The following is a 21634-nucleotide window of genomic DNA, read 5'->3' on the forward strand; positions in this document are numbered from 1 at the left end:
GGGACAGAATTCAGGGCGGCCGCCGCGATTTGTAGCGGCGGTCCTTTTCCGTCCCCCCCTTTTAGGTTGGCGAGGTTGCGCACACCCGCCGCCGAGAGTCCAATTGCGAGGGCTGGCAGCGGCCAGTCAGCGGAAACTCACTACACCACGACCCGGAGCACCCCTCGGTGACACCGTCATTGTTCGAGCGCGCGGAGACGTTCCGCGACCGAACCGCCATCATCGCCCCCGAAGGCGTTTTTACGTACGGCAATCTTTTGGACGTCTCGGCGACGGTGGCAACTCGACTGCTCGCCGGACGGGACGATCTAGAGGAAACTCGCGTTTGTTTCTTGGTTCCACCGAGTTGGGAGCACATCGTGACCCAATGGGGAATCTTGCGCGCAGGTGGCCTCGCGGTGCCCATGGCGATCTCGCATCCGTCGACCGAACTGGACTATGTCCTCGGTGACGCAGAGCCCGAAGCCCTTGTCGCCCATCCGAAGCTGTTAGACCGCATCAACATTGCGGCCGATCGTCGGGCCATCCCGGTCCTACAGACGCCCGCGCTCGTCGCCGATGGACCGGTGGGCGAGTTGCCTACCCTTCTGCCGGCTCGACCGGCCATCATGTTGTATACGTCAGGCACCACCGGCCGGCCAAAGGGTGTCGTGATCTCCCACGGCAACGTCTCCGCGCAGGTGACAGCCCTGTCGGAAGCTTGGGCGTGGAACCCTGACGACCACATCCTGCTTCACCTGCCGCTTCATCACGTCCATGGCATCGTCAACATCCTGACGTCTGCCCTGTGGAACGGCGCTCTGTGCGAGATACTCCCGCGTTTCAACCCAGTCGACGTGTGGGAGCGCCTGTCCCGGTGTGATGTCACCCTCTACATGGCTGTGCCCACCATCTACCGACGTCTGATCGAAGCCTGGGAGGACGCAGACGCACCGACACGTGAGGCGTGGAGTGCCGGGGCCAAGTCATGCCGCCTGATGATCTCCGGATCGGCGGCACTTCCCGTTCCGACACTGGAACGTTGGGAAGAGATCACCGGCCAGAGACTCCTGGAACGATACGGGATGACGGAAATCGGCATGGGCCTCTCTAACCCTCTGGAAGGAGAGCGCCGTCCGGGTCATGTCGGTCACCCGCTGCCGGGGATCGAGGTTCGCTTGGTGGACGACAACGACCAGCCGGTATCGGGCGATTCTGCAGGACGAATTCAAGTCCGTGGCCCCGCTGTCTTCGCCGAATACTGGAGACGAGAAGAAGAGACAGCGGCCTCCTTTACCGACGACGGATGGTTCCGCACCGGCGACCAGGCGGCCATCTCGGATGGGGCATACCGGATCCTCGGCCGGTCCAGCGTGGACATTTTAAAGACCGGTGGAGAGAAGATCTCCGCCCTCGAGATCGAGGACGTCCTGAGAACCCATCCTGCTGTGGCCGACTGCGCCGTGGTCGGCGTCCCCGACTCGGACTGGGGGGACCGAGTGTGCGCAGCCGTGGTCCGGAACCCCTCCAGCGCCTTTGACTCCGAGAAATTGAGAGCTTACGCGAAGGAGCGCTTGGCGCCCTACAAGGTGCCCAAGGACATTCTCCTCGTGGACGACCTGCCCCGGAATGCGATGGGCAAGGTCACCAAGCCGGCGATCCAAGAGCTGTTCGTTCAGCATGGCTAGTGCTCGCCCAATTCGTCTGGGCCTGAGGGAAAACCTCCCGCAATTCACACTCCTGGTGGGTGTCAACGCGCTTGTCGGCGGGATGATCGGTCAGGAGCGCACGGTCCTCCCGCTTCTCGCGGAACAGGACTTCGGTATCACCGCGATGACCGCCACGCTGACCTTCATCATGGCGTTCGGAGTCGTGAAGGCCGCAGCCAATTTCGTGGCAGGGGCACTCGCCGACCGGTTCGGGCGCAAGCCGATCCTGCTTGCAGGGTGGTTATTCGGCCTGCCGGTGCCGCTTCTCCTGATCTACGCCCAGAGTTGGAACTGGGTCATTTTGGCGAACGTGCTTCTGGGTGTGAACCAAGGTCTGTCGTGGTCCGCGACCGTGATCATGAAGATCGATCTGGCCGGGCCTAAACACCGTGGCACCGCAATGGGCCTCAACGAGGCCGCAGGCTACCTAGCGATCGCCGCGACAGCCCTCGCGACCGGTTACATCGCCGAGCAAGCGGGACTACGCCCGGCCCCGTTTTTCTTGGGGCTGGCCTTCGTCGGGCTTGGACTCGGGCTGTCTCTCTTTTTCGTGCGCGAAACCCAAGGGCATGCTGAGGCAGAGAGCCGCACGCGGGACACTTCAGATGAGCCGCCCCCCCGGAGGCCCAGTCTGGGTGAGATCTTCACGCTGACCAGCTTCAAGGACCCTGCGCTCTCGTCATGCAGTCAGGCCGGCATGGTAAACAACCTGAACGACGGCCTCGCGTGGGGACTCTTGCCGATCTACTTCGCGCGCAATGGACTGAACATCACAGAAATCGGGGTGCTCGCGGCGGCCTATCCCACGGTCTGGGGCATGGGGCAAATCGTCACCGGTGCAATGTCGGACCGGCACGGACGAAAGCGCTTCATCGTGGCCGGAATGCTGACCCAGGCCGTGGCGATTGCGATGTTCGCAGGCCTCACCGGCATGGGCGCCTGGCTGAGCGCCGCGGTCTTGCTAGGACTCGGTACAGCCATGGTGTACCCGACGCTGCTGGCTGCGGTCGGCGACGTGGCGCACCCGTCATGGCGCGCGTCTTCCGTCGGGGTTTACCGTACCTGGCGGGATCTAGGCTTCGCGGCTGGCGCCTTGATAGCCGGAGGAATAGCCGACGCGACGTCGATCGAGACGGCGATCTGGGTTGTTGCAGGACTTACCGCGGTCTCGGGCCTGGTCGTAGCCATTCGGATGTACGAAACCCATCTTCCCCACACGCCACCACACAAACACGTCCCGGAGTCCGGATGATCGACGCTGTCCTCGGCAATCTGCGCGAGTATTGGATGGTTCACTCGCTGCTCTTGCTTTACACCGTCATGCTCGCACACCACGCGTGGGCCGGGAAGAAAGGAACCAAGGACCTGGCCGACTACTACGTCGGCGGACGCAACATGGGTGGCTGGGTCATCGGGCTGTCATTCTTCGCGACGTACGCCAGCACCAACTCATTCGTCGGCTTCAGTGGCAGAACGTATGCCTGGGGCGTGCCCTGGATGCTATTCATCCCGATGGCCGTGGCATTCAGCGTCTTCTCTTGGCTCGTGGTCGCTCCTCGTCTCCGATCGTTCACCGCCGAGATGGATTCCCTGACGGTGCCGGACTTTATCGGGTTCCGTTTTGGGAGCACGCCCGCGCGCATCTTCGCAGCTCTGATCGTGATCGCCGCGTCATTCTTCTACATGACGGCAGTCTTCAAGGGTATTGGAAACCTCGTCGAGGTCTTTCTCGAGATCCCCTACAAGATCTCGATCGTCATCGTCTTCTTCGTTGTCATGACATACACGATGATCGGGGGCTTTATCAGCGTAGTAAAAACTGATGCGGTCCAGGGCGTGGTGATGATGTTAGCGGCAGTTCTGCTCTTTTTCGGCACGGTCAACGCGGCTGGCGGTCTCGGTGCCTTCTCCGAAGTGCGCAGCCAGCCCGGGGGAGAGGAGTTGTTCACCTGGGGAGGAGGCGTGGCCATTCCAGTCCTGATCGGGACGATGGTGGCGGGCCTCATAAAATTCGCAGTCGAACCCCGCCAGTTGTCGCGGTTCTTCGCACTGGAAGGAGACAAGGCGACGCGCACCGCCATGTGGGTGTCCTCCCTCACCTTCGCGGGAGTGTTTTCGCTCCTGATTCCGGTCGGGCTTTACGCGCGAAAGATCTTCCCATCGGGGATTGAAGACACCGATCTCGTTATACCGAACCTTCTCTCAGAGGTGTTCGGACAGGGAACCAGCGCCTTCCTGCTGGTCGCGATGGTGGCGGCCGCCATGTCGTCGCTCGACAGCGTGCTCTTGGTGATGGCGTCCACGACGGAGCGGGATATCGTCTCGATCCTGAAGCCCGGGCGCTCGGAGACTCAGGAGATGTTCTGGACCAAGGGATGGGTCGCGCTCTTCGCCTTTGTCACCATGCTGATTTCGCTCAATCCCCCGGGCGGCATCGTGGAACTCACAGCTTTCAGCGGAGCGCTCTACGGCGCCTGCTTCTTCCCAGCCCTGGTGCTTGGCCTGCATTGGAAGCGTGGAAACGGGCAGGCCGTCATCGCGTCGTTCATCACCGGCATCGTCGTGCTCCTAACGTGGGGCTTCGTTCCGGGTTCAGAGATCGTCCACCAGATATTCCCTGCCATGGCTCTGTCCACCGGGATCTACGTGTGGCTGTCTTACGTCGGCGAGGACGCAGCGAGTGAGCAGGTGGTGGCATTGATGGAGGCCGCCGACGGGTAAGTCGAAGGATCCCTCCCGGCACACCGTAGTAGCAGTCATTCCATACGAAGATCACCCCGGAGCAGATGCACACGTGAGCACCCTCGCCATAGCCGAAGACCAAGCAGACATCCTCGCCTCCCTCCGCCGCTTGAAGGGGCATGGAACGGTCGGAGATGTCGTCTCCGATTCCGGCCTGGCCGCAGACAATGTTCGAGTGGCCCTCAAGGGGCTCCTTGAGTCGCACCGCGGCCACTTGGACGTGTCCGACTCCGGAGAGCTCCTCTACCGCTTCGACGAGAAGCTGATCACCCGTGGGACCGAGCCTGTCCTGGCTAGAATGAAGCGGCAGACGACGTCAGTGCTCACGGCAGGATTCAAAGCAACCATCGTCATCATGCTGGTCGTGTACTTCCTGATCTTTGTGGCACTCGTCATCGCGGCACTGTTAGCAAACAAGAACAGCGACTCACGCGGGGGGGGACTCGGCGGCCGGCGTGGTGGTGGCGGACACCGGCACTTCCCGATGGGCAATTTTTGGCTCTGGTACTACATCTGGACGCCCCGATGGCGTATCGGCCGGCCCTACTACGGACACCGCTGGGAAAGCCAGCTCCACAAAGACGACCGGTCGCCCTTCTACAAGAAGGTGTTCGCCTTCGTGTTCGGGCCCGACAAACCCCAGCCCACGCAGAACCAGCTGGACCGCGGGACACTCCGCCTGATCCGCGCCCGGAGCGGCGTGATCACGACGGCCGAATTGGTGGAGCACACAGGCCTGCCTGTTGATGAGGCGGAAGACGAAATGGGTCGTCTTTTGGGTGCCTATGACGGCGAGGCCGTCGTGTCGCCGGACGGCGAACTGGTCTACGCATTCCCGAGTGTGATGGTGAGTACACACGAGGCTTCGACCAAAGAGCCTCACCCGGCGTGGCTCCGGCTGGAGCCGCAGCAGGAGCTGACCGGAAACACTGCCAAGAACAACGCGATCGTCGTAGGCATGAACGCCTTTACACTCGCGGCCGCCGTAACGTCGCCATGGTTCATCTTCCCGCGATTGGGAATTGGTGGCCCTGCGGCGTACGTCGGATTGGTGTTGGTGCCGGTTGTGTTCTCGGCGCTGTTCTTCGCCGTGCCTGGGCTTCGGATGTGGGGCGTGAAGCGGGAGAACAAGCGCAGGATCGCCCGTAACATCAGGAAGGTCCTGCTCGGGCTCGTGTACTCGCGTGCGCTGGGCGGAAACGCCGAGGTCCGGTCCGACGAAGTCGGCTTTTACATCGCCGAGCGCATGAAGGGTGTGGACGCCAAATCGATCGACCGGGCCGTGGACGACCTAGCCGCCGAATTCGACGCAGACGTCTCTGTCGACGAGGCTGGCGTGACTCGGTTTCAATTCCCAGCGATCCGAGAACAGTTCACCGCCAGCGAGACGGTGCGTCGTAAGCTCCAGCTTGAGAAGCGCTCTCTGGGTGAAGTCGTGTTCTCTACCGGGGACTCGGTCGGGGAGGCTGGCGACCGCGAATTGAAGCTCTTCGACCGCGAACTGAGCAGAGACGAGGCACGGTTCGACAAGTACCTGCCCGCGACCGACCGAGTAGGGTACGAAGACGACTTCGACCTCGTCGCGTTCGATGAGGAGCTACGCTCGAGGGGGCTCGCCAAAGCGTAGTGGCCTCGATGCCGATACCGGGACTCCTCGCGTCCCAAGTCGGTGACCTTCTTCTCGCCGACCTCGGCATTCCGGCCTCGGTCACCAAACGCGCCGCCGCCGTTGCACCCTCGTATGGTCTTGGTTTCGTGACCGAGTTGAGGCGAGTCCAGGGCAGCTAGGTCGACCGCTCCAATCGATACACCCCGATCTCACCCACCTTGGGGTCGGAGTCTCGCCCTACTTCAGTCATGCCGAGCTTCACGGCAATACTGATCGAGACAGAGTGTGCGACGGGAACCGTCGCATCCACTCGGTAGGCGCCCGGCTGTTGCAGCACCCAGGCAACCAGTGCCTTGGATGCCTCCGTCGCGTAGCCGTGGCCCTCGTGTTCCGGATAAACCGAGTAGCCGAGCATCGTCCCTCCATCCAGCGGGCGGCCACTTAGGCCACAAACGCCTACCGCGAGGTGAGAGTCCTTCCGTTGTACGAGCCAGACCCACCACCCGAGCTCGGCCGGGGTTTCCTCCATCCGATCCAAGAACATGGGGAGGTCCTTTCCGAACAATGGCGGTGACTCCACCGGCTCGGGGAACCATGCTCCGGTGAGCGTCCGCAACGCCTCAGCATCCTTCTCGAGCCACGCACGTAGCGCAGGAGCCGTCATCGCAGTGAGGGCGAGCCGTTCGGTTTCCAGCACCAAGGAGTCGTGCACTTGGTAAGGTCTCCATCGTCTTAACGAATGGGTAGATCATGCAAGAGAATCAGGGTTCGCCTGGAACCGTTGCGCATCATAACATGGATAAGTGAGCAGCATCCCCTTGGCTACACGCCGTCGCCGTCCCGCCCTCATCGCGCTCCTCGCACTGATCGCGCTATTCGTTCTATCCGGGTGTCTCGGCCTAGGCGGGGCTCCCGATGACCCTTTCAACGGGCGTCGTGCCGACGCTCCTGGACGACTCAACATCGAGGTCCGGAATCTGAACTTCAATGACCTGACCGTATTCGCGATTCGCCAAGGTCAATCCATTCGACTCGGTGAAGTCACCGGAAACACCAACCGTGAGTTCACGATTGCCTGGGACTTCGCGGTGCCGGTTCAGTTCAGAATCGACATCGTGGGAGGACGGCAATGCCGCATTGGAGAACTCGCTGCAGATCCCGGGGCGACGATCCAGCTGCACATCCCAGCGAACGTCGGGCTCACCGAGTGCCGCGGTAACCGGCGATGACCACTCCTAGAGTCGTCACGTGTGTGGCGCTGCTCGTCACTTCCTTCGGATGCACTTCGGCCGGCCCGCTCGTTGTGCGCGAGGATCCATTCACACGGACACCGGTGGCCGAGCGGGTCATTCGGCTTCATGTGCAGAATTCGAATTTCAATGAAGCGCGGCTTTATGTGATCGGGCTGGGCTCACGCACCGGACTGGGTATCGTCCAAGGAAAAACTCACGCTGTGTTCTCGATTCCCTGGGAGCGGTCGGAGCCCCTGCGCATCGAAATCAATATTCTCGCTGGGAGCAAATGCACGACGCGTGAAATCAGCGTCGACCCCGGCGACACGCTGGATCTGCAAATTGAAGAGGACTTTTTCCAGACCCAGGGCTGCGATCTCGCCTGAGGTCAGAGAACACTTGCGTTACTCAGAGCCCGCGCTACTCGTAGAGTAGAAACGGCTCTACCGACGTGCTGAACTCGGCCACTTCCTCGTCCACACCTGCGAGGATCTCGTCCGTCGTCGCACCCGCGTCGACGCCCAACCGCAATCCGTCGTGACCCCACAGGATATCGATGGGCATGAGATCTGCCTCGTACTCATACGGAGGTGGACGCCAACCGAATTCTGCCGGTGCCAGAGCACGCGCGGCGCGTAGGATCTCGACCGTGGCACGGACAGGCTCGAACGAGTCAAGATCGGTCACGTGAAGTTGCCCACCCCCACACAGGGATTCCGCATGCTTCTGGAACGTGGGCTCGAAGTGGCAGGGACGGACTGTCACTCCCCGTAAACCTGCGCCCGCGAGGCGCGCACCCATCGCGTCCGCGTCCAAGTAGGGGGCGCCGAACAGCTCGAACGGCCTCGTCGTGCCCCGCCCCTCTGAGAGGTTCGTCCCTTCAAGCAAGACCATGCCGGGATAGACCTCGGAGGAATCTGGAGTCGGAAGGTTTGGGCTCGGAAATACCCACGGGAGCCCCGTGTCCGGCCAGTGCATCCACCGACACCAGCCAGCGCACTCGATCACCTCCAGTTCGCAGCCGATCCCTCGCACCTCATTCAACCAGCGCGCGAGTTCGCCACAGGTCAGGCCATGCCGCAACGGGATGGGATGAAGTCCCACGAACGACTCGAAGCCCACACGGAGCACGGGTCCCTCCCGACGGCGCCCGCCTACGGGGTTCGGGCGGTCGAGTACAACGAACGGGATTCCAGCTTCCGCGCACGCTTCCATAGCCAACGCCATGGTCCACACGAAGGTGTACACGCGAACCCCCACGTCCTGGAGGTCGAACACCAGTGCGTCGAGCCCCGAAAGCATCTCCGGACTAGGCTTCCGCATCTCGCTGTAGAGGGAGTGAACAGACAAGCCTGTCACCGGGTCTAGGTAGTGATCCGATTCGATCATGTTGTCCTGCTTCTCACCCCTGGCACCGTGCTGGGGGCCAAAGAGCGCCACCAAATCGAAGCCGGCGCGGATCATCACGTCAGCCGAGAACTCCAGTTTGGACGTCACGGACGCGGGGTGCGCGATCAAGCCCAGTCTGCGTCCGCGAAGATGCTCTGCGGCACCAGTCACCAGGCGCTCCACACCCGTGTCGACCCTTACATAGCTCACGAGCCGACCCCCACCTTCACGCGTTCAGCGATTTCGTTGAGCATCCGCAGAGGGGACTGACCGAAAGCGGCACCGTCCGATGTGTTCACCTGGAGCGCCAATGCGAACCCGTATTCAGGGAAGTAGTAGGCTTCGGTCCGGTAGCCGGGCATGAAACCGCTGTGGCCCCAGGCGGTACCCGCCGGTAGCTCCATCATGATGACGCCCAGACCGTAGCTGCCCTCCGGGCCGAGAGGCGCTGGGGTGCCCGCGCGGAAGTCCTCAAGAATAACCGGGTTGAACGCCCTGCCTTCCTGCACGTGCTTGGTCCAAATGGCGAGGTCCTCGGTGGTCGAAGCAAACCCCCCGCCGGCCCATTCAAACTGGGGATTGAACACCAGACGACCGTCTTGCACCGTCGCATCGAAGGCGCCAAATCCGTTTTCGGTCCCGGCGTACCCATTCGCGATACCAGGCACATCAGGACGATCCGAAGCAACGGTGTTCTCCAGCTCGAGTCGGTCGAGGAGGTTTCGTCGGATGTCATCGTAAATGGGACGACCGGTGACGGATTCCACGGCCATAGCAACGAGGACAAAATTGGTGTCCGAATAATCCCAGCCTTCCCCGGCCGCGAAAGGCGCCTCCATACCGTCGAGGTACGCGACCCGCTGCGCGGGAGTCCACGTCCGCATGGGATCCGCTGTGAGGTCCTGCAGAAACTGCGGATTGAACTCGTAGCGCACGATTCCGCTCGTGTGGCTCATGAGCTGCCGGATCGTGACATCCGCACCGTTCGGGAGCCCGCCGTACCAAGGCTCGTTCCCAAGGTAGTCCGACAGCTTCGAGTCCAGAGGCAACCGCCCGTCAGCCGCCAACTGCAACGCAATGGCACCGAAGTACGTCTTCCCAACGCTCCCTTGGAGCATCCGGTCTTCGGGCCGCATCTCGCGATGGGCGATTGTGTCCGACCATCCGGCCGCAAAGCCTAAGGAGGATCCGTCCGCTAGAGCGACGCCGAGCGTCAGTCCTGGGAAAGCGGAGTGCTCCGTCAGGGAGTCTAGATGCACCTGAAGGGTGCGGACCAGTTCGGTTCGGTCCTGAGCCTCAAGCGGTGCCAAAGCAGCCGAGAGGATGAACAACAGCGTTGCATCCACTGTACGACGAAAGAGCATGGAAATCGGAGGTTAAGCTGAGAACGGGCCGTGCCCCGAGAATGGGTGGCCGGGTCGCGCCCCGCCACCCTCTTACTCGAGTGGCGTATCCGTTCGGTTGGCCCATTCCTCCATGGACCCATCGTACACGCGGACCAGCGGGTACCCCATCACCTCCAGCACGAACGCGGTGTGCGTCGCGCGGACCGCCGCCTGACAGTGGGCCACGACCTCCAGCGCAAGATCGAGAGGTGCACCGGTGATGAGTGTGTCTACCTCATTCTCGGAACGGAGGACTCGAACGGCCTGAGCGTCGGTCGAGTTTTCGAGCCGTCGATTCCACTCGAGGTGCGTGGCTCCAAGGATGCGACCCTTCCGCTTGTTGCCACGAAACACCACCCCGTTGAACGCGTCCTCGGAGCGGACATCGAGCACCTGCAGGTCCTCGTCCGCGTGGCGCCTCTGAAGTTCTGCTCGACCAATAATCCGTCGAGGATCCACCTCGATGTCGAGATCCTCGACCTCCCGCACGTCGGGCACCTCGTAGCTCACGGGCAGCCCTGCGGAGACCCAAGCCTGCCACCCGCCATCGAGTACACGAACCCGGTCGAAACCGTAGTAGGCAAGCACCCACCACAATCGGATGGCGAACAGTGTGCCCCAATCGTCGTAGATGACGACGTCAGTCGACGGGCCGATTCCCATCGTTCGGCACATCTCTTTGACCGTTCCCGGGCCTGGCAGGTCGGTCGTGGTCGCTCATTACTTTGATGTAGGGATGGCCGGGACGACGATCGGCGCCTGGCTCGCGCCACCCCGTTTACCTCACTATCGACGCCCCGGAGTAAGCGTGGTCCGGTATTCAACGCCATTGACCGTCAAGACCGCTGTGTAGTCGCCAGGTTCCACGAAGTTCGGCCGGCGGAAAAATCCACCTCCCCTCCCTCCCTGATTCCCGCCCAATCGGTCCAGCGCCCACTCTGCCTGATGCAGTCCTGCGGATCCGCCGGCCTCGAGAACGTTGACCATCGACCCCTGTGCGTCCTGGATCTCCAGCGTGACGGCCGCATCATCTCCGAGCCAATAGTGGACGTAGGCCCGTTCATAGTTGAAGCCGCCGCGACCGCGGCCTCCACCTGCCGGCAGCGCTCCGTTCTCGGCGTCGAACAAGTGTGCGACGGACGCCACAACCGTAGGCGTCACCTTCTGAAGCTGGCGAACATCTAACGCGAACATGCCGCGTCCGTGCGTCGCGGCAATCAAGAAGTCTTGCTCATCATGCACGACCAAGTCGTGCACGAAGGTGCCGGGCAATTCATTGCTGAGTGCCTCCCACTCCTGTCCCTGGTTCAATGAGACATACACCCCGACGTCATTCCCCAAATAGAGGAGATTGGGGTTCTTGGGGTCTTCGCGAATGATGTTCACCGGCCCGAACGGAATGCCGTCCGCGATGCTCTCCCAGGTCTGGCCGTAATCGGTCGACTTCCACACCAACGCGTCGTAGTCATCACTCCGGCGGCCGTTCTGAGTGACATATACCGTGCCTTCGTCATAGGCCGACGCCACCACCTCAGACGTGAAGCGAGCGGAGCGGAGCCCTGCGGAGATATCTGTCCAACTTCCGCCGTCATCCATCGTGACCTGCACCCGGCCGTCGTCCGTCCCAGCATACAGCAAGCCGGCCCTGATGGGTGACTCCGAGAGCGCTACGATCGTCTGGAACTGAATGTCTCCCTGAGTTTCCGGATCGTTCGTGGTCAGGTCAGGGCTGATCCGCTCCCAAGTGTCTCCACGGTCGGTCGACTTGAAGACCATGTTCATTCCGTGGTAGATCGTGTTCGCATCGTGCGGAGACAGGATGAAGTGTGCGAGCCACTGGCCGCGGAGCGGCGGTTCGCCCGCAGGGACTCGCGGCATGATCGACGTGCTCTCGTTCGTCGAGACGTTGGTCCGTGAGATGGTCCCGTAGAAGCCAGCCGAATAAACGATGTTGGGGTCCGTCGGGTCGATGGCATGGTGACTGCCCTCTCCACCCGGAGCACCGCGCCACTCGACCGCTGGGATCGCGTGCCGCCCATTGGTCAGGTCTACGACTCCACTGTACGACCCGTGATCTTGGACCGAGCCATAGACCCGGAACGGGTCGCCCTTGTCGTAGTTCACATTGAAGAACGTGACCAACGGCAACTCGACGAAGAAACGCCAGCTATCCCCCCGGTCATAGCTAACATAGGCACCACCGTCGTTGTTGTTGACGAGGTAGTCCGTGTTGTTTGGGTCGATATACAACCCGTGGTGGTCGGCATGCATTCCATTCATGGGCCGGAACGTCTTTCCCGCGTCCTCAGACACGTTCAGCCGTAGGCCCATCACATAGATCCTGTCGGGATTCTGCGGATCGACGCGCATTTGCCCGAAGACCCACCCATAGGTCCCGCCGAGCCCTTCCATATACGGTGTGCTCTCACTCGTCTGCCGCCACGACCCACCACCGTTGTCCGAGCGGAAGACGGTGGCACCCTTGATGATCCCTCCGCGTGGTCGGCCGTAGGCGTCCGTGGCGTTGGCTGGGGCTTCGCGTGCAATCTCGTAGTTGTCGACAAAGGCGTAGATGGTCTCGGGCTGCGAGCGTGCGATATCGATGCCGATACGCCCCCGGAACCGGGCGTCTGGCAGACCGCTGTTCACCTGATTCCAGTTGGATCCCCCATCGGTGCTCTTCCAGGCGCCGGAGCCGGAGAAGAGATCATCCGACCCGGAAAAGGCCGGTTCGTTACGTGGGTCGTTCCCTTTCGAGCGCCTCCGCTGCCACGTCGCTGCATACAGCGTGTTCGGATCGTCCGGGTGAATGACGACGTCGATCGCGCCCGTCATGTCGTCGATGAAGAGGACGTTCTCCCACGTCTGTCCCCCGTCCGTGGTCTTGTAGACTCCCCGCTCGGGATTGTCGCGATACTCCTGACCGCTCGCGGCGACCCAGACCGTGTTGGGGTCGGTCGGATGCACCACGACCCGGGCGATCGTACCCGTCTCGGTGAGGCCCATGTGGGTCCATGATTCACCGGCATCAGTCGACTTGTAGATCCCATTCCCGATGTGCGAGCTGCGGAAGATGTTGGCCTCGCCGGTCCCGACCCAAACCACATTGTGGTCGGACGGCGTGATCGCAATGTCGCCGATTGAGGCGGTAACCTCGTTCTCGAAAACAGGCGTCCACGTCGTCCCCTCGTTCTCCGTCTTCCACACGCCACCACCGGCGGCTCCGACATACATGGTGTACGTGCCGCCGCGCGGCTCCGCGACCGCCACGTCCACGACGCGGCCGGAGATGTTCGTCGGGCCCAAGTGCTGCCAAGGGAGCGCGCCGAACCGCGAGTTCTCCACCAGCGCCTCATGCGCAGCGAACGCATCGAGTCGCTCGGTCGCGGACATGCGGTCTTCCTGCGCCCGGCCTGACGCGGGGAACAGCACGATCCCGGTAAGAAGCAGTGCGCACAGAGGAGCGGAGCGGAAGCCGAGCGAGATCTTCATGAGAACAAACCGGTTCTACAGGACGCGGATAAGCGCCTGAACTGGCGCTGACTCGCAACGTATGCAGCATCCTTTCCTCGTCGCCAGGGTCACAGCTCGATCCGTGCAACGTATTGGGGATACTAGCGTTCAGAGCCGCCCGTCATAGCTTGCTTACGTGCAGAAAATGCCCCGCCCGGAGTGCTTCATGCCGACCCGTAGTCGATCCGTTCTCGTGTTGCTCGCTCTCACCGCCATCGCCGCATGTGGCGGAACGGAGGCCGAGGATCCCAAAGAGACCGAGGAGCACCAAAGGATGCATGCGCTACTCGATCAATACGCCATGGTGCGGCTCGAAGCCGACGTCTCACATCTCTCCGAGAATGACCAGGAAGTGGTCCGGCTGCTCATTCAGGCCGTCCAGCCGATGGACGACGTGTTCTGGCAGCAGGCCTACGGTGACCGGACGGCGGCCGAAGTGCTGACCCACGACGACCCGGCCACGCTCGAGTACCTGCGCATCAACTACGGGCCCTGGGATCGCCTGCACGCCGACGCGGCATTCATCGAGGGAGTGAGTGCGAAGCCTGTTGGCGCGAACATCTATCCCCGAGACATGACGCAGGAGGAGTTCGAAATCGCGGTCGAGACGAACCCAGAACTGCAGAGTCTCTACACGTTGGTGCGTCGCGATGGCGATGGCGATTTGGTCGCCGTGCCCTACCACGAGGAGTTCGCCGAGCAGCACATGGCTGCCGCCGCGAAGCTCCGCGAAGCCGCCGAATTGGCGTCGGACCCCGGCCTTGCCAATTACCTGCGTCTTCGTGCTGATGCGCTCGGGTCCGACGACTACCGAGCGAGTGACATGGCCTGGATGGACATGAAGAACAACCCGATCGATGTCATCATCGGTCCCATCGAGAACTACGAAGATCAACTCTTCGGGTATAAGGCGGCGCATGAGGGCTACGTGCTCATCAAGGACCAGGCGTGGAGCGACCGGCTGTCCCACTTCGCGGCACTCCTTCCAAGCCTCCAGCGCGGGCTCCCGGTGGACGCCCGTCTCAAGGCGGAAACGCCTGGGACCGACTCTGACCTGAACGCCTACGACGTCGTCTACTACGCCGGCGATGCCAACGCCGGGTCGAAAACGATCGCGATCAACCTGCCGAACGACGAAGAAGTTCAGCTGGCCAAGGGCACACGGCGGCTCCAGCTCAAGAACGCGATGCAGGCCAAGTTCGACGAAATCATGCTGCCGCTCGCGGCAGAACTGATTGTGGAGGACCAGCGCGCCAACATCACGTTCGATGCCTTCTTCGGGAACACCATGTTCCACGAAGTCGCACACGGACTCGGCATCAAGAACACGCTCAATGGGCGCGGAACGGTCCGGACTGCACTACGTGAACACGCGTCCCCAATGGAAGAAGGCAAGGCGGACGTGGTCGGGCTCTACATGGTCACACAGCTCTTCGAGCGAGGTGAGCTGACCGAGGGAACGATCGAAGATCACTACGTGACTTTCCTGGCGGGGATTTTCCGCTCAGTCCGTTTTGGGGCCTCTAGCGCCCATGGTCAAGCGAACATGGTCCGCTTCAACTACTTCCAGGAAAACGGCGCGTTCAGTCGTAACGATGTCACCGGCACCTACCGCGTCGACTTCCCCGCGATGAGCGAGGCCGTGAATGGGCTGAGCGAACTGATTCTCACGCTCCAGGGGAACGGCGACTACGAAGGTGTCGATCAGCTCATGGAAGAAAAAGGGCTCGTTCCGGACGAGCTTCAGGCTGACTTGGACCGGCTCGATGCGATGGGAATTCCCCGCGACATCATCTTCGAACAGGGCATTGGGGTGTTGTTCGGCGGCTGACTGACAGGAGTGTCGCTCTAGCGCCGCTCTTCCCTGACAACTTCGAGGATGTACACCTTCGCCGCGGCAAATTCGTCGATGCTCGTCGTGTCACCAGCCAACTCCACGCCGTCCATGATGGTGTTGATCGTTAGAAGCTCGTTTGCGGGAACGCCACAGATCCGATAGCGCCCTTCCTCGTCCGCATTCACCTGGAAGCCGGACATGGTTTCCCCGGTGATGCGAGCATTCTCAAGGCCGACGTTGACCATGCGGACCTTCTCCCAACGCACCTGTACCGCCGCGCCGGGCATGGGCCGTGAAGTCGCCGCATCCCGCACCCAGCCCAGGAGCAGCGACGTGCCTTCATCGACCACCTGGTCCCGACATGCCTCGAATGCAATGTCCGTAATCGAAGGCATCATGAAACGGACCGCAGCGACCCCGCCCTTCACGACTTCTTGGACGACCGGCTCCGGCACGTAACCCATCATCTCGAGCCGGGCATGTGAGAAGTGAAGCTGGTAGGTCCCTTCCGTCAGGCCCGGGATCGCGAAACGTCCCTCCGCGTTCGTGAAGACAGACTGCGGGGACCCCACGACGCCGACCCGGGCGCCTCGCAGGGGTTCGGCACCCAAACTGTCGAGGACGATGCCTTCGATCGTCCCAGTTTCGGCCCGAACGACGGTCCGACCGCCGGACTCCTGCACTTCAGTGACGATCCCGCCCATGACTCTATACGCTTCAAGATACGGTTGGCGCCGACCGGAGGCGTCCCGGACATAACCCACGGTCGGCATCCGAATCCACCACTCCGGCACGATCCAATTGCCGTTCGGAAGGCGCCGAAAATCGACTCGTCCGCCCACGTCGGGTGCAGTCAGATCGGCATTGAGATTCCGGTATCCGTACTCCAGATATCGGAGTTCGTACGAGTCGAGATCGATCCAAATGGTGCCCGCGATATCGGTCACACGATTCCGATTACCCACGGGTTCGAACTCGAGGCCAACGAGCCCATCGTTCGATTCGCGGCCACGCGCAAGCCGCAAACAGTGCGTGTCAAGGAATGCGTCGCTGAGGAGCACGTCGGCGTCTGGGGCAAAATAAAGATCGCCATCGTCATCGGTCTGAACGAAGCCGTTCTCCAGAAGGTCCTCTGCAGGTCGGCTCTCGAAGGGGGTCCGGAGATACCCAGAGGAACGCCGCCGCTGCTCCTCCCGAGTGATCTTCGTGTTCGGATCCACGTCCCGCGTATAACGCTCCGTCTGGTATCGATACACCTCTTGGCCGTCCGTAAACGCCGCCGCTGAGAGGGCCTTTCGCGCCTCGTCCCAAACGTCCGCTATGATCAGGCCCTGCTCCGGACGTACCGAGCAGCGACCACCCTCTGCCTCGACCTGGATGCCCTCCAAAACGATCGCTCTCGACTCGAGTCGGAGCTCTCGAGCAACTGTTGCACCGGCGACCACTTCGAAGATCTCAGTTTCGCCCGCCCCCTTCCCGATCATTTCGGCCCGTACCTGATACATACCCGGGGCCAGACCCACGAAGAGCGCTCTACCTCGCTCGTCGGTCAGGGCGTTTCTCACCGTCGACCCCTGTCCGTCGTCCAGATAGGCCAAGGCGCCGAAGATAGGCTGCGATGTCTCGGCATCGATGACCCTGAGCAGCACGGTCTGTGCGTTGACTGCCGGACTCCAGAGGAACCCGCAGAGGACCACAAAGACGAGAAAGAAACGTGTTGAGCGCATTGAAGTTGCGTCGATGCCGACGACTGAAGTGATGCGAATACCACCTTCATATACGACTACGACACCCGACGGTTCCTAGACGTTCACAACCCTTCCCCCTCCATTTGGTTCATATTGAAAACAAGAGGAGTCAACTGGAGGGCAAAGGCACTCGGCGAGTTCGAACAACTCATACTCTATGCGCTGCTTTCTCTGGGCACTGACGCTTATGGAGCCTCGATCCGCTGCAAGATCGTATCACGGACCGGTTGAGAGGTGAGCGCCGGCGCGGTATACACCGTATTGAAGCGACTGGAAGCTGCCCGCCTGATCACCTCAAGCGTGGAGGAACCTCAGCCGAGCGGGGTGGCCGCCGCCGTAAGTACTCCATGCTCCGCCCAAGCGGCGCACTCCTCCTCCAGGTATCACGCGATCGGATGGCCAAGCTGTCGGCAGGCCTCGAATCGTCACCGGCCTCGCTCGCCACCTGGGCGGAATAGGCATGCCACCACCCGTTGTTCGCTTCCTGTTGTGGCTCGTGCTCCCTGCGCCCCCGCCAAATAACTGAACTGGAGAAGCACCACCTCCGCATTCACAGCCCTCGCCGCGCACGACATGCGGCGCACGAGCCTAACTGTGGACGGCGTCGCCACGCGGGGACGTGTCGCATATGAACGTTGGCGGGACCAATACGGATCTTCGCAAGATGTGATTGGGAGGAGCTTCCAAGTCGACGAAGAGAGGTACGCGATCGTCGGCATGGCACCGGCCGCCCTCTCGTTTCCGAAATCCGATACCGACGTATGACCGCGGTCACGCACCGAGGCTCCCAAAAGATCCGGCTTCCCCGAGAAACCTCTACGAGGCTCGCGCCCTGATCGTGCTCCGACAGGAGTGGACGAGGAGCCACGCTCCTAAGCGATCCCACCGCCAGAGAGTGCCTTCACCAGACGGAAGAGAAACTCCTGTCCTTCGAAAAAATTCTGGATACTGATCCGCTCGTCCTGCCCGTGTGCCCGCACGTCGTCCATGTCACCAAACAGGCCACTCACGCCGTAGACCGGGATGCCTTCTTTCCGCAGATACAGACCGTCCGTTGCACCCGTCGACATGACAGGGAGCACCTTCACCCCTGGCCACATCTGTTCGGTGACTCTCTCAATCGGGCCGAGAATTTCGTCGGTCAACGGAGACGGCGGGCTCGGATTGGCCGCGCCGTCCATCTCGACCGTCACATCAAAGGGAGCTGCGATCTCCCGGAGTCTCACAAGCACGTCTTCGGGATCGTGCGTCGGGAAAATGCGGCAGTTCACGTTCGCGGTCGCAAGCTGCGGGAGCGCATTCGGCGCATGGCCGCCTTCGAGAAGCGTCGCGACGCAGGTCGTGCGAAGGCGTGAGTTGTAACCGGGCTCGACGGAGAGCGTCTCCGCCGCATCCGCATCATTCGGATTCGCAACGATGCGGCGCATGGCCTCGCCCATCTCACCGCCCACGAGCTCGGCGGACCGCCCGAAGAACTGCTCGGTGACCTCGTGGAGCATCACAGGGAAATCGTAGCTCTGCACTGCCACTAAGGCCTGTGACAGGTCATAGATCGCGTTCTTTGGCACCGGCAGCGAAGAGTGACCACCAGGATTGGTGCCCGAGAACCGAAAGTTCAGGTACTTCTTTTCTGCAGCCTGAACATTGTTGGAGATTTTCCGACCGTTTTGAGCCATGCCACCGCCGCCCTCATTGAGCGCATACTCGGCATCAATGAGATCTCGGTGCTCCTCAAGGAGGAACACAACGCCGTTGCGAGGACCGCCCTCTTCGTCAGCCGTCAGCGCCAAGACGATATCACGCTCAGGGACGAAGCCTTCTTGGCGCATCCGAATGAAGTTGGCCGTGTAGATCGCAGCTTCGTCTTTGTTGTCCGTCACGCCGCGGCCGTAGTAGTAGCCCTCACGTTCGAGGAAATCGAAGGGGTTCAGGTCCGGGCTCCAATCACCGGGCAGCGCCTCCACCACGTCGATGTGCGCAAGCAACAGAATCGGCTTGAGGCTGGAGTCCCGACCTCGGAATCGCGCGACGAGATTGCCCTTCGTAGGCGAATCATCGGGGATCAGGACATGGACGTCTTCCGCAGGGAAGCCGGCATCTAACAGTCGCTGGGCCATAGCCCGCGCCGCGATCGTATTGTCGCCGCGCACTGAATTCGTCGTGTTGATCTCGATCAACTCAGCGAAGATGGACCGCGCCAACTCCTGGTGTTCCTGGGGAGGCAACGTCTGCGCATCAACGGCTGCTGCGGTGACCGCCACGGCTGCAAAGGCACTCAATAACCCACGGTAAGTCGGCTTCATCGTCCATCCTCATTCATATCAGTGCGTGATTCCAGATTCGCTTCGATTTCGGTCCGTGTCCTCCACGGGGTCCGCATTTCTTGTCTCGAATACAGCTCAAGTTGATCGCCAATGTGGGGCGAGTGGGACTGCGTCGCATTCCCGTACGCAAGCAGGACGCGGGCGTTCACCCCGTCCGGCGTGAATTCCATGACGGAGTAGTAGGTATCTCCGTGGTTCACGACCCGACTTCCATCCGCTTGCTGCTGGAACTCGGCGACCCGGAAGACGCCATGGGGGTCACCAGGGCCGCCCGAGACAGGCACATCGAAGTCGCCTCGCCTCGCACGGTGGACATCCCCCCATGCCACGTCGAGCGAACCTCGCTCCGCGACCACTCTGGCTGCAGTTTCGGCCAGTAGAGCGACTGCGAGCTCCGGGTCAACCATCCCATAGGGTGTGCCAGACGGCATCGCGGCGTCCCAGCCAAAGCCCCACGACGATCCAGATCGTACCCAGGCCTGGAGCCATGCCTCGAAGAGAATTCCTCCCCTGCTGTCCGCGCTGACGGTCCGGTCCCAGGCAGACAACACCGCGACCGCTTGTTGCACCATTTCGTCGTCAGAGCCTTCCGCCGCCGCGAACAGGTCGTTCAGGACACGGTCCGCCGACTCCATCAGCGTCGAGTGTTTGTAGGCCAGGGCCTCATCGAACGTGATCGACTCGTCGTTGATGAGCATGTTGGCGCTGCGCTGCGGTCTGAACGCCATGCCTGTCGGCGACATATAGGCCGGGAAGTCGCTCGGATCCAGTGCTTGAGGCACGGTCGACGTCCAAGGGGGGTCGTTCGCGTTCTGGAGCCAACCGTTCTCGGGATCGAGGACGCGCGGCAGTTCGTCGTAGCTGTGGTACGTCGTCCAGAGCGTGGACGGGTCACTCCCGTCGACTACTCCGCGCCAGGTACCGACGTCACCCATCGATCGTTCGGGTACAGATCCGTTGAACACGTACAAAATGTGTCCCTCAGCATCCGCATAGATCGCGTTGAACATCGGGATCTGAAGACGGGACAGTGCGGCTTCATACTCCGCGAGGCTCTGAGCACGCGCCATGTCCCACCATTGGCCAACGACGCCGGGCTGCTCGAGCCCAGCGACCCGCAGCGCAACGGCACGCCCACTTCCGGCCGCGAGGACGGGCCCGTGGACCGACTCCCTGACTGTGAGCGTCTCCTCTCTCAGGCCGCCCCCCGCACCCGTCACGAGAATGGTCTCATCTCGTGATTCGAACGCCCTGACCTCGTCACCGAATAGATAGCCGTCATCGGCGAGGTCCATGCGAAACAGGTCGGCGCCATCGTAGGTGTTCACCGTGTGCGTCCAGCCGAGTTGATCGTTGAACCCGATCAGGACCCCGGGTAGCCCAACGAGGGTGCTCCCATAGGTATCGATGGTCGGGCCGACCAAATGCATCTCGTAGAACAGGAAGAGCCCCGCCCACGGCAAGTGCGGGTTCGCGACCAACATCGTGTTCCCGCTCGCAGACCTGCTCGGTCCAATCGCCCAGGCGTTGGATCCGATCTGGCTGGCCCACTCTTCCTGCGACTGCTCCAACGGAGCCGGCCCCATCGCCGTGCGCTCGGCCACTGCTGCGCCGGCCTGCCGCATGACTCCTGCGTTTGCCATGAAGGTGAAGTGCATGGCGCGATTGGCGTGCGACAGCACGTCCGCTGGCGTGACCGGAAGCACGACCTCAACGTCGTCCGCGATCAACTCTGGGTGCGCTTCGGCATACGCATTCGCTCCAGCGGCGAAAGCCTCGAGGTTTGCCTGCATATCGGGAGACTCGCCCTCAAACCACTCTGCCCCGCGACCCGGGACACCCATGATACGGAGGTATTGGTCCATGGGAAGGAAGTCCTCACCCCAATACTCAGCCGCTCGACCACGCGCCTCGCCATACAGCCTCAAGATGAGGTCGCCATGGCTCTCCATCTGGGCCCAACCCATGCCACGGAAGACGTCGGCATCGCTGACGCCGTAGATGTGCGGCACCCCCCAGGAATCCCAAAGGATCTCATTGGAGTCAGGTCTCTCACTGCTGGGGGCGCAGGACGTGACGAACAGCCCCACGAGCGCGACGAAGAAGAGTCGACGTGTCATGTGTACCTATATATGGCCTGAGGAGGCACTAAGGGTCGGACACCTCA

The 21634-nt window shown here is 61.8% G+C and carries 16 protein-coding genes; 8 read left to right on the forward strand and 8 right to left on the reverse strand.

What is annotated here, in order from left to right:
• Positions 1–167: 167 nt before the first annotated feature.
• From P8L30_04330 to P8L30_04350, 5 genes are all read left to right on the forward strand, one after another.
• Positions 168–1667, forward strand: a complete 1500-nt coding sequence (locus tag P8L30_04330; protein MDG2239403.1) for an acyl-CoA synthetase — start codon at positions 168–170, stop codon at positions 1665–1667.
• Complete coding sequence (locus P8L30_04335) at positions 1660–2940, forward strand: MFS transporter (GenBank protein MDG2239404.1); 1281 nt, start codon at positions 1660–1662, stop codon at positions 2938–2940. The genes P8L30_04330 and P8L30_04335 overlap by 8 nt, the downstream gene beginning before the upstream one ends.
• Positions 2937–4409 (forward strand): sodium/solute symporter, encoded by a 1473-nt coding sequence (locus tag P8L30_04340; GenBank protein ID MDG2239405.1) that lies wholly within the window; start codon positions 2937–2939, stop codon positions 4407–4409. Before P8L30_04335 ends, P8L30_04340 begins: the two co-directional genes overlap by 4 nt.
• A 73-nt stretch (positions 4410–4482) precedes the next feature.
• Positions 4483–6057: a hypothetical protein gene (locus P8L30_04345; protein ID MDG2239406.1), complete on the forward strand. Its 1575-nt coding sequence runs from the start codon at positions 4483–4485 to the stop codon at positions 6055–6057.
• 8 nt (positions 6058–6065) lie between these two features.
• Positions 6066–6218 (forward strand): hypothetical protein, encoded by a 153-nt coding sequence (locus P8L30_04350; GenBank protein MDG2239407.1) that lies wholly within the window; start codon positions 6066–6068, stop codon positions 6216–6218.
• On the opposite strand, the gene P8L30_04355 is transcribed toward P8L30_04350, so the two are convergent.
• Entirely contained in the window at positions 6215–6751 is a 537-nt protein-coding gene (locus P8L30_04355; protein ID MDG2239408.1) for a GNAT family protein, read from the reverse strand. The two genes, P8L30_04350 and P8L30_04355, sit on opposite strands and share 4 nt — an antisense overlap.
• 91 nt (positions 6752–6842) lie before the next feature.
• Between P8L30_04355 and P8L30_04360 the strand changes: the two genes are divergently transcribed.
• Complete coding sequence (locus P8L30_04360) at positions 6843–7268, forward strand: hypothetical protein (protein ID MDG2239409.1); 426 nt, start codon at positions 6843–6845, stop codon at positions 7266–7268.
• Positions 7269–7291: 23 nt separating this feature from the next.
• A complete protein-coding gene (locus P8L30_04365; GenBank protein ID MDG2239410.1) occupies positions 7292–7657 on the forward strand; it encodes a hypothetical protein in 366 nt (121 codons plus the stop codon).
• 34 nt (positions 7658–7691) lie between these two features.
• On the opposite strand, the gene P8L30_04370 is transcribed toward P8L30_04365, so the two are convergent.
• The 4 genes from P8L30_04370 to P8L30_04385 form a co-directional block, all read right to left on the reverse strand.
• Entirely contained in the window at positions 7692–8870 is a 1179-nt protein-coding gene (locus P8L30_04370) for a DUF1343 domain-containing protein (GenBank protein ID MDG2239411.1), read from the reverse strand.
• Complete coding sequence (locus P8L30_04375; GenBank protein ID MDG2239412.1) at positions 8867–10024, reverse strand: serine hydrolase; 1158 nt, start codon at positions 10022–10024, stop codon at positions 8867–8869. Before P8L30_04375 ends, P8L30_04370 begins: the two co-directional genes overlap by 4 nt.
• 72 nt (positions 10025–10096) lie before the next feature.
• Complete coding sequence (locus P8L30_04380; protein ID MDG2239413.1) at positions 10097–10720, reverse strand: rhodanese-like domain-containing protein; 624 nt, start codon at positions 10718–10720, stop codon at positions 10097–10099.
• Positions 10721–10831: 111 nt separating this feature from the next.
• Positions 10832–13537, reverse strand: a complete 2706-nt coding sequence (locus tag P8L30_04385; protein ID MDG2239414.1) for a hypothetical protein — start codon at positions 13535–13537, stop codon at positions 10832–10834.
• Positions 13538–13724: 187 nt separating this feature from the next.
• Between P8L30_04385 and P8L30_04390 the strand changes: the two genes are divergently transcribed.
• A complete protein-coding gene (locus P8L30_04390) occupies positions 13725–15389 on the forward strand; it encodes a hypothetical protein (protein MDG2239415.1) in 1665 nt (554 codons plus the stop codon).
• A 17-nt stretch (positions 15390–15406) separates the two neighbouring features.
• Here P8L30_04390 and P8L30_04395 read toward each other — a convergent pair whose 3' ends face one another.
• The 3 genes from P8L30_04395 to P8L30_04405 all read right to left on the reverse strand — a co-directional run bounded on the left by P8L30_04395 (position 15407) and on the right by P8L30_04405 (position 21587).
• Complete coding sequence (locus P8L30_04395) at positions 15407–17122, reverse strand: carboxypeptidase regulatory-like domain-containing protein (protein ID MDG2239416.1); 1716 nt, start codon at positions 17120–17122, stop codon at positions 15407–15409.
• A gap of 893 nt (positions 17123–18015) precedes the next feature.
• Positions 18016–19446 carry a M20/M25/M40 family metallo-hydrolase gene (locus tag P8L30_04400; GenBank protein MDG2239417.1) on the reverse strand — a complete coding sequence of 477 codons (1431 nt, stop codon included), beginning with the start codon at positions 19444–19446 and terminating at the stop codon, positions 18016–18018.
• Complete coding sequence (locus tag P8L30_04405) at positions 19443–21587, reverse strand: acylase (GenBank protein MDG2239418.1); 2145 nt, start codon at positions 21585–21587, stop codon at positions 19443–19445. Before P8L30_04405 ends, P8L30_04400 begins: the two co-directional genes overlap by 4 nt.
• Positions 21588–21634 lie beyond the last annotated feature (47 nt).

It is taken from the genome of Longimicrobiales bacterium (assembly GCA_029245345.1).
GTDB lineage: Bacteria > Gemmatimonadota > Gemmatimonadetes > Longimicrobiales > Gaopeijiaceae > CALFPJ01.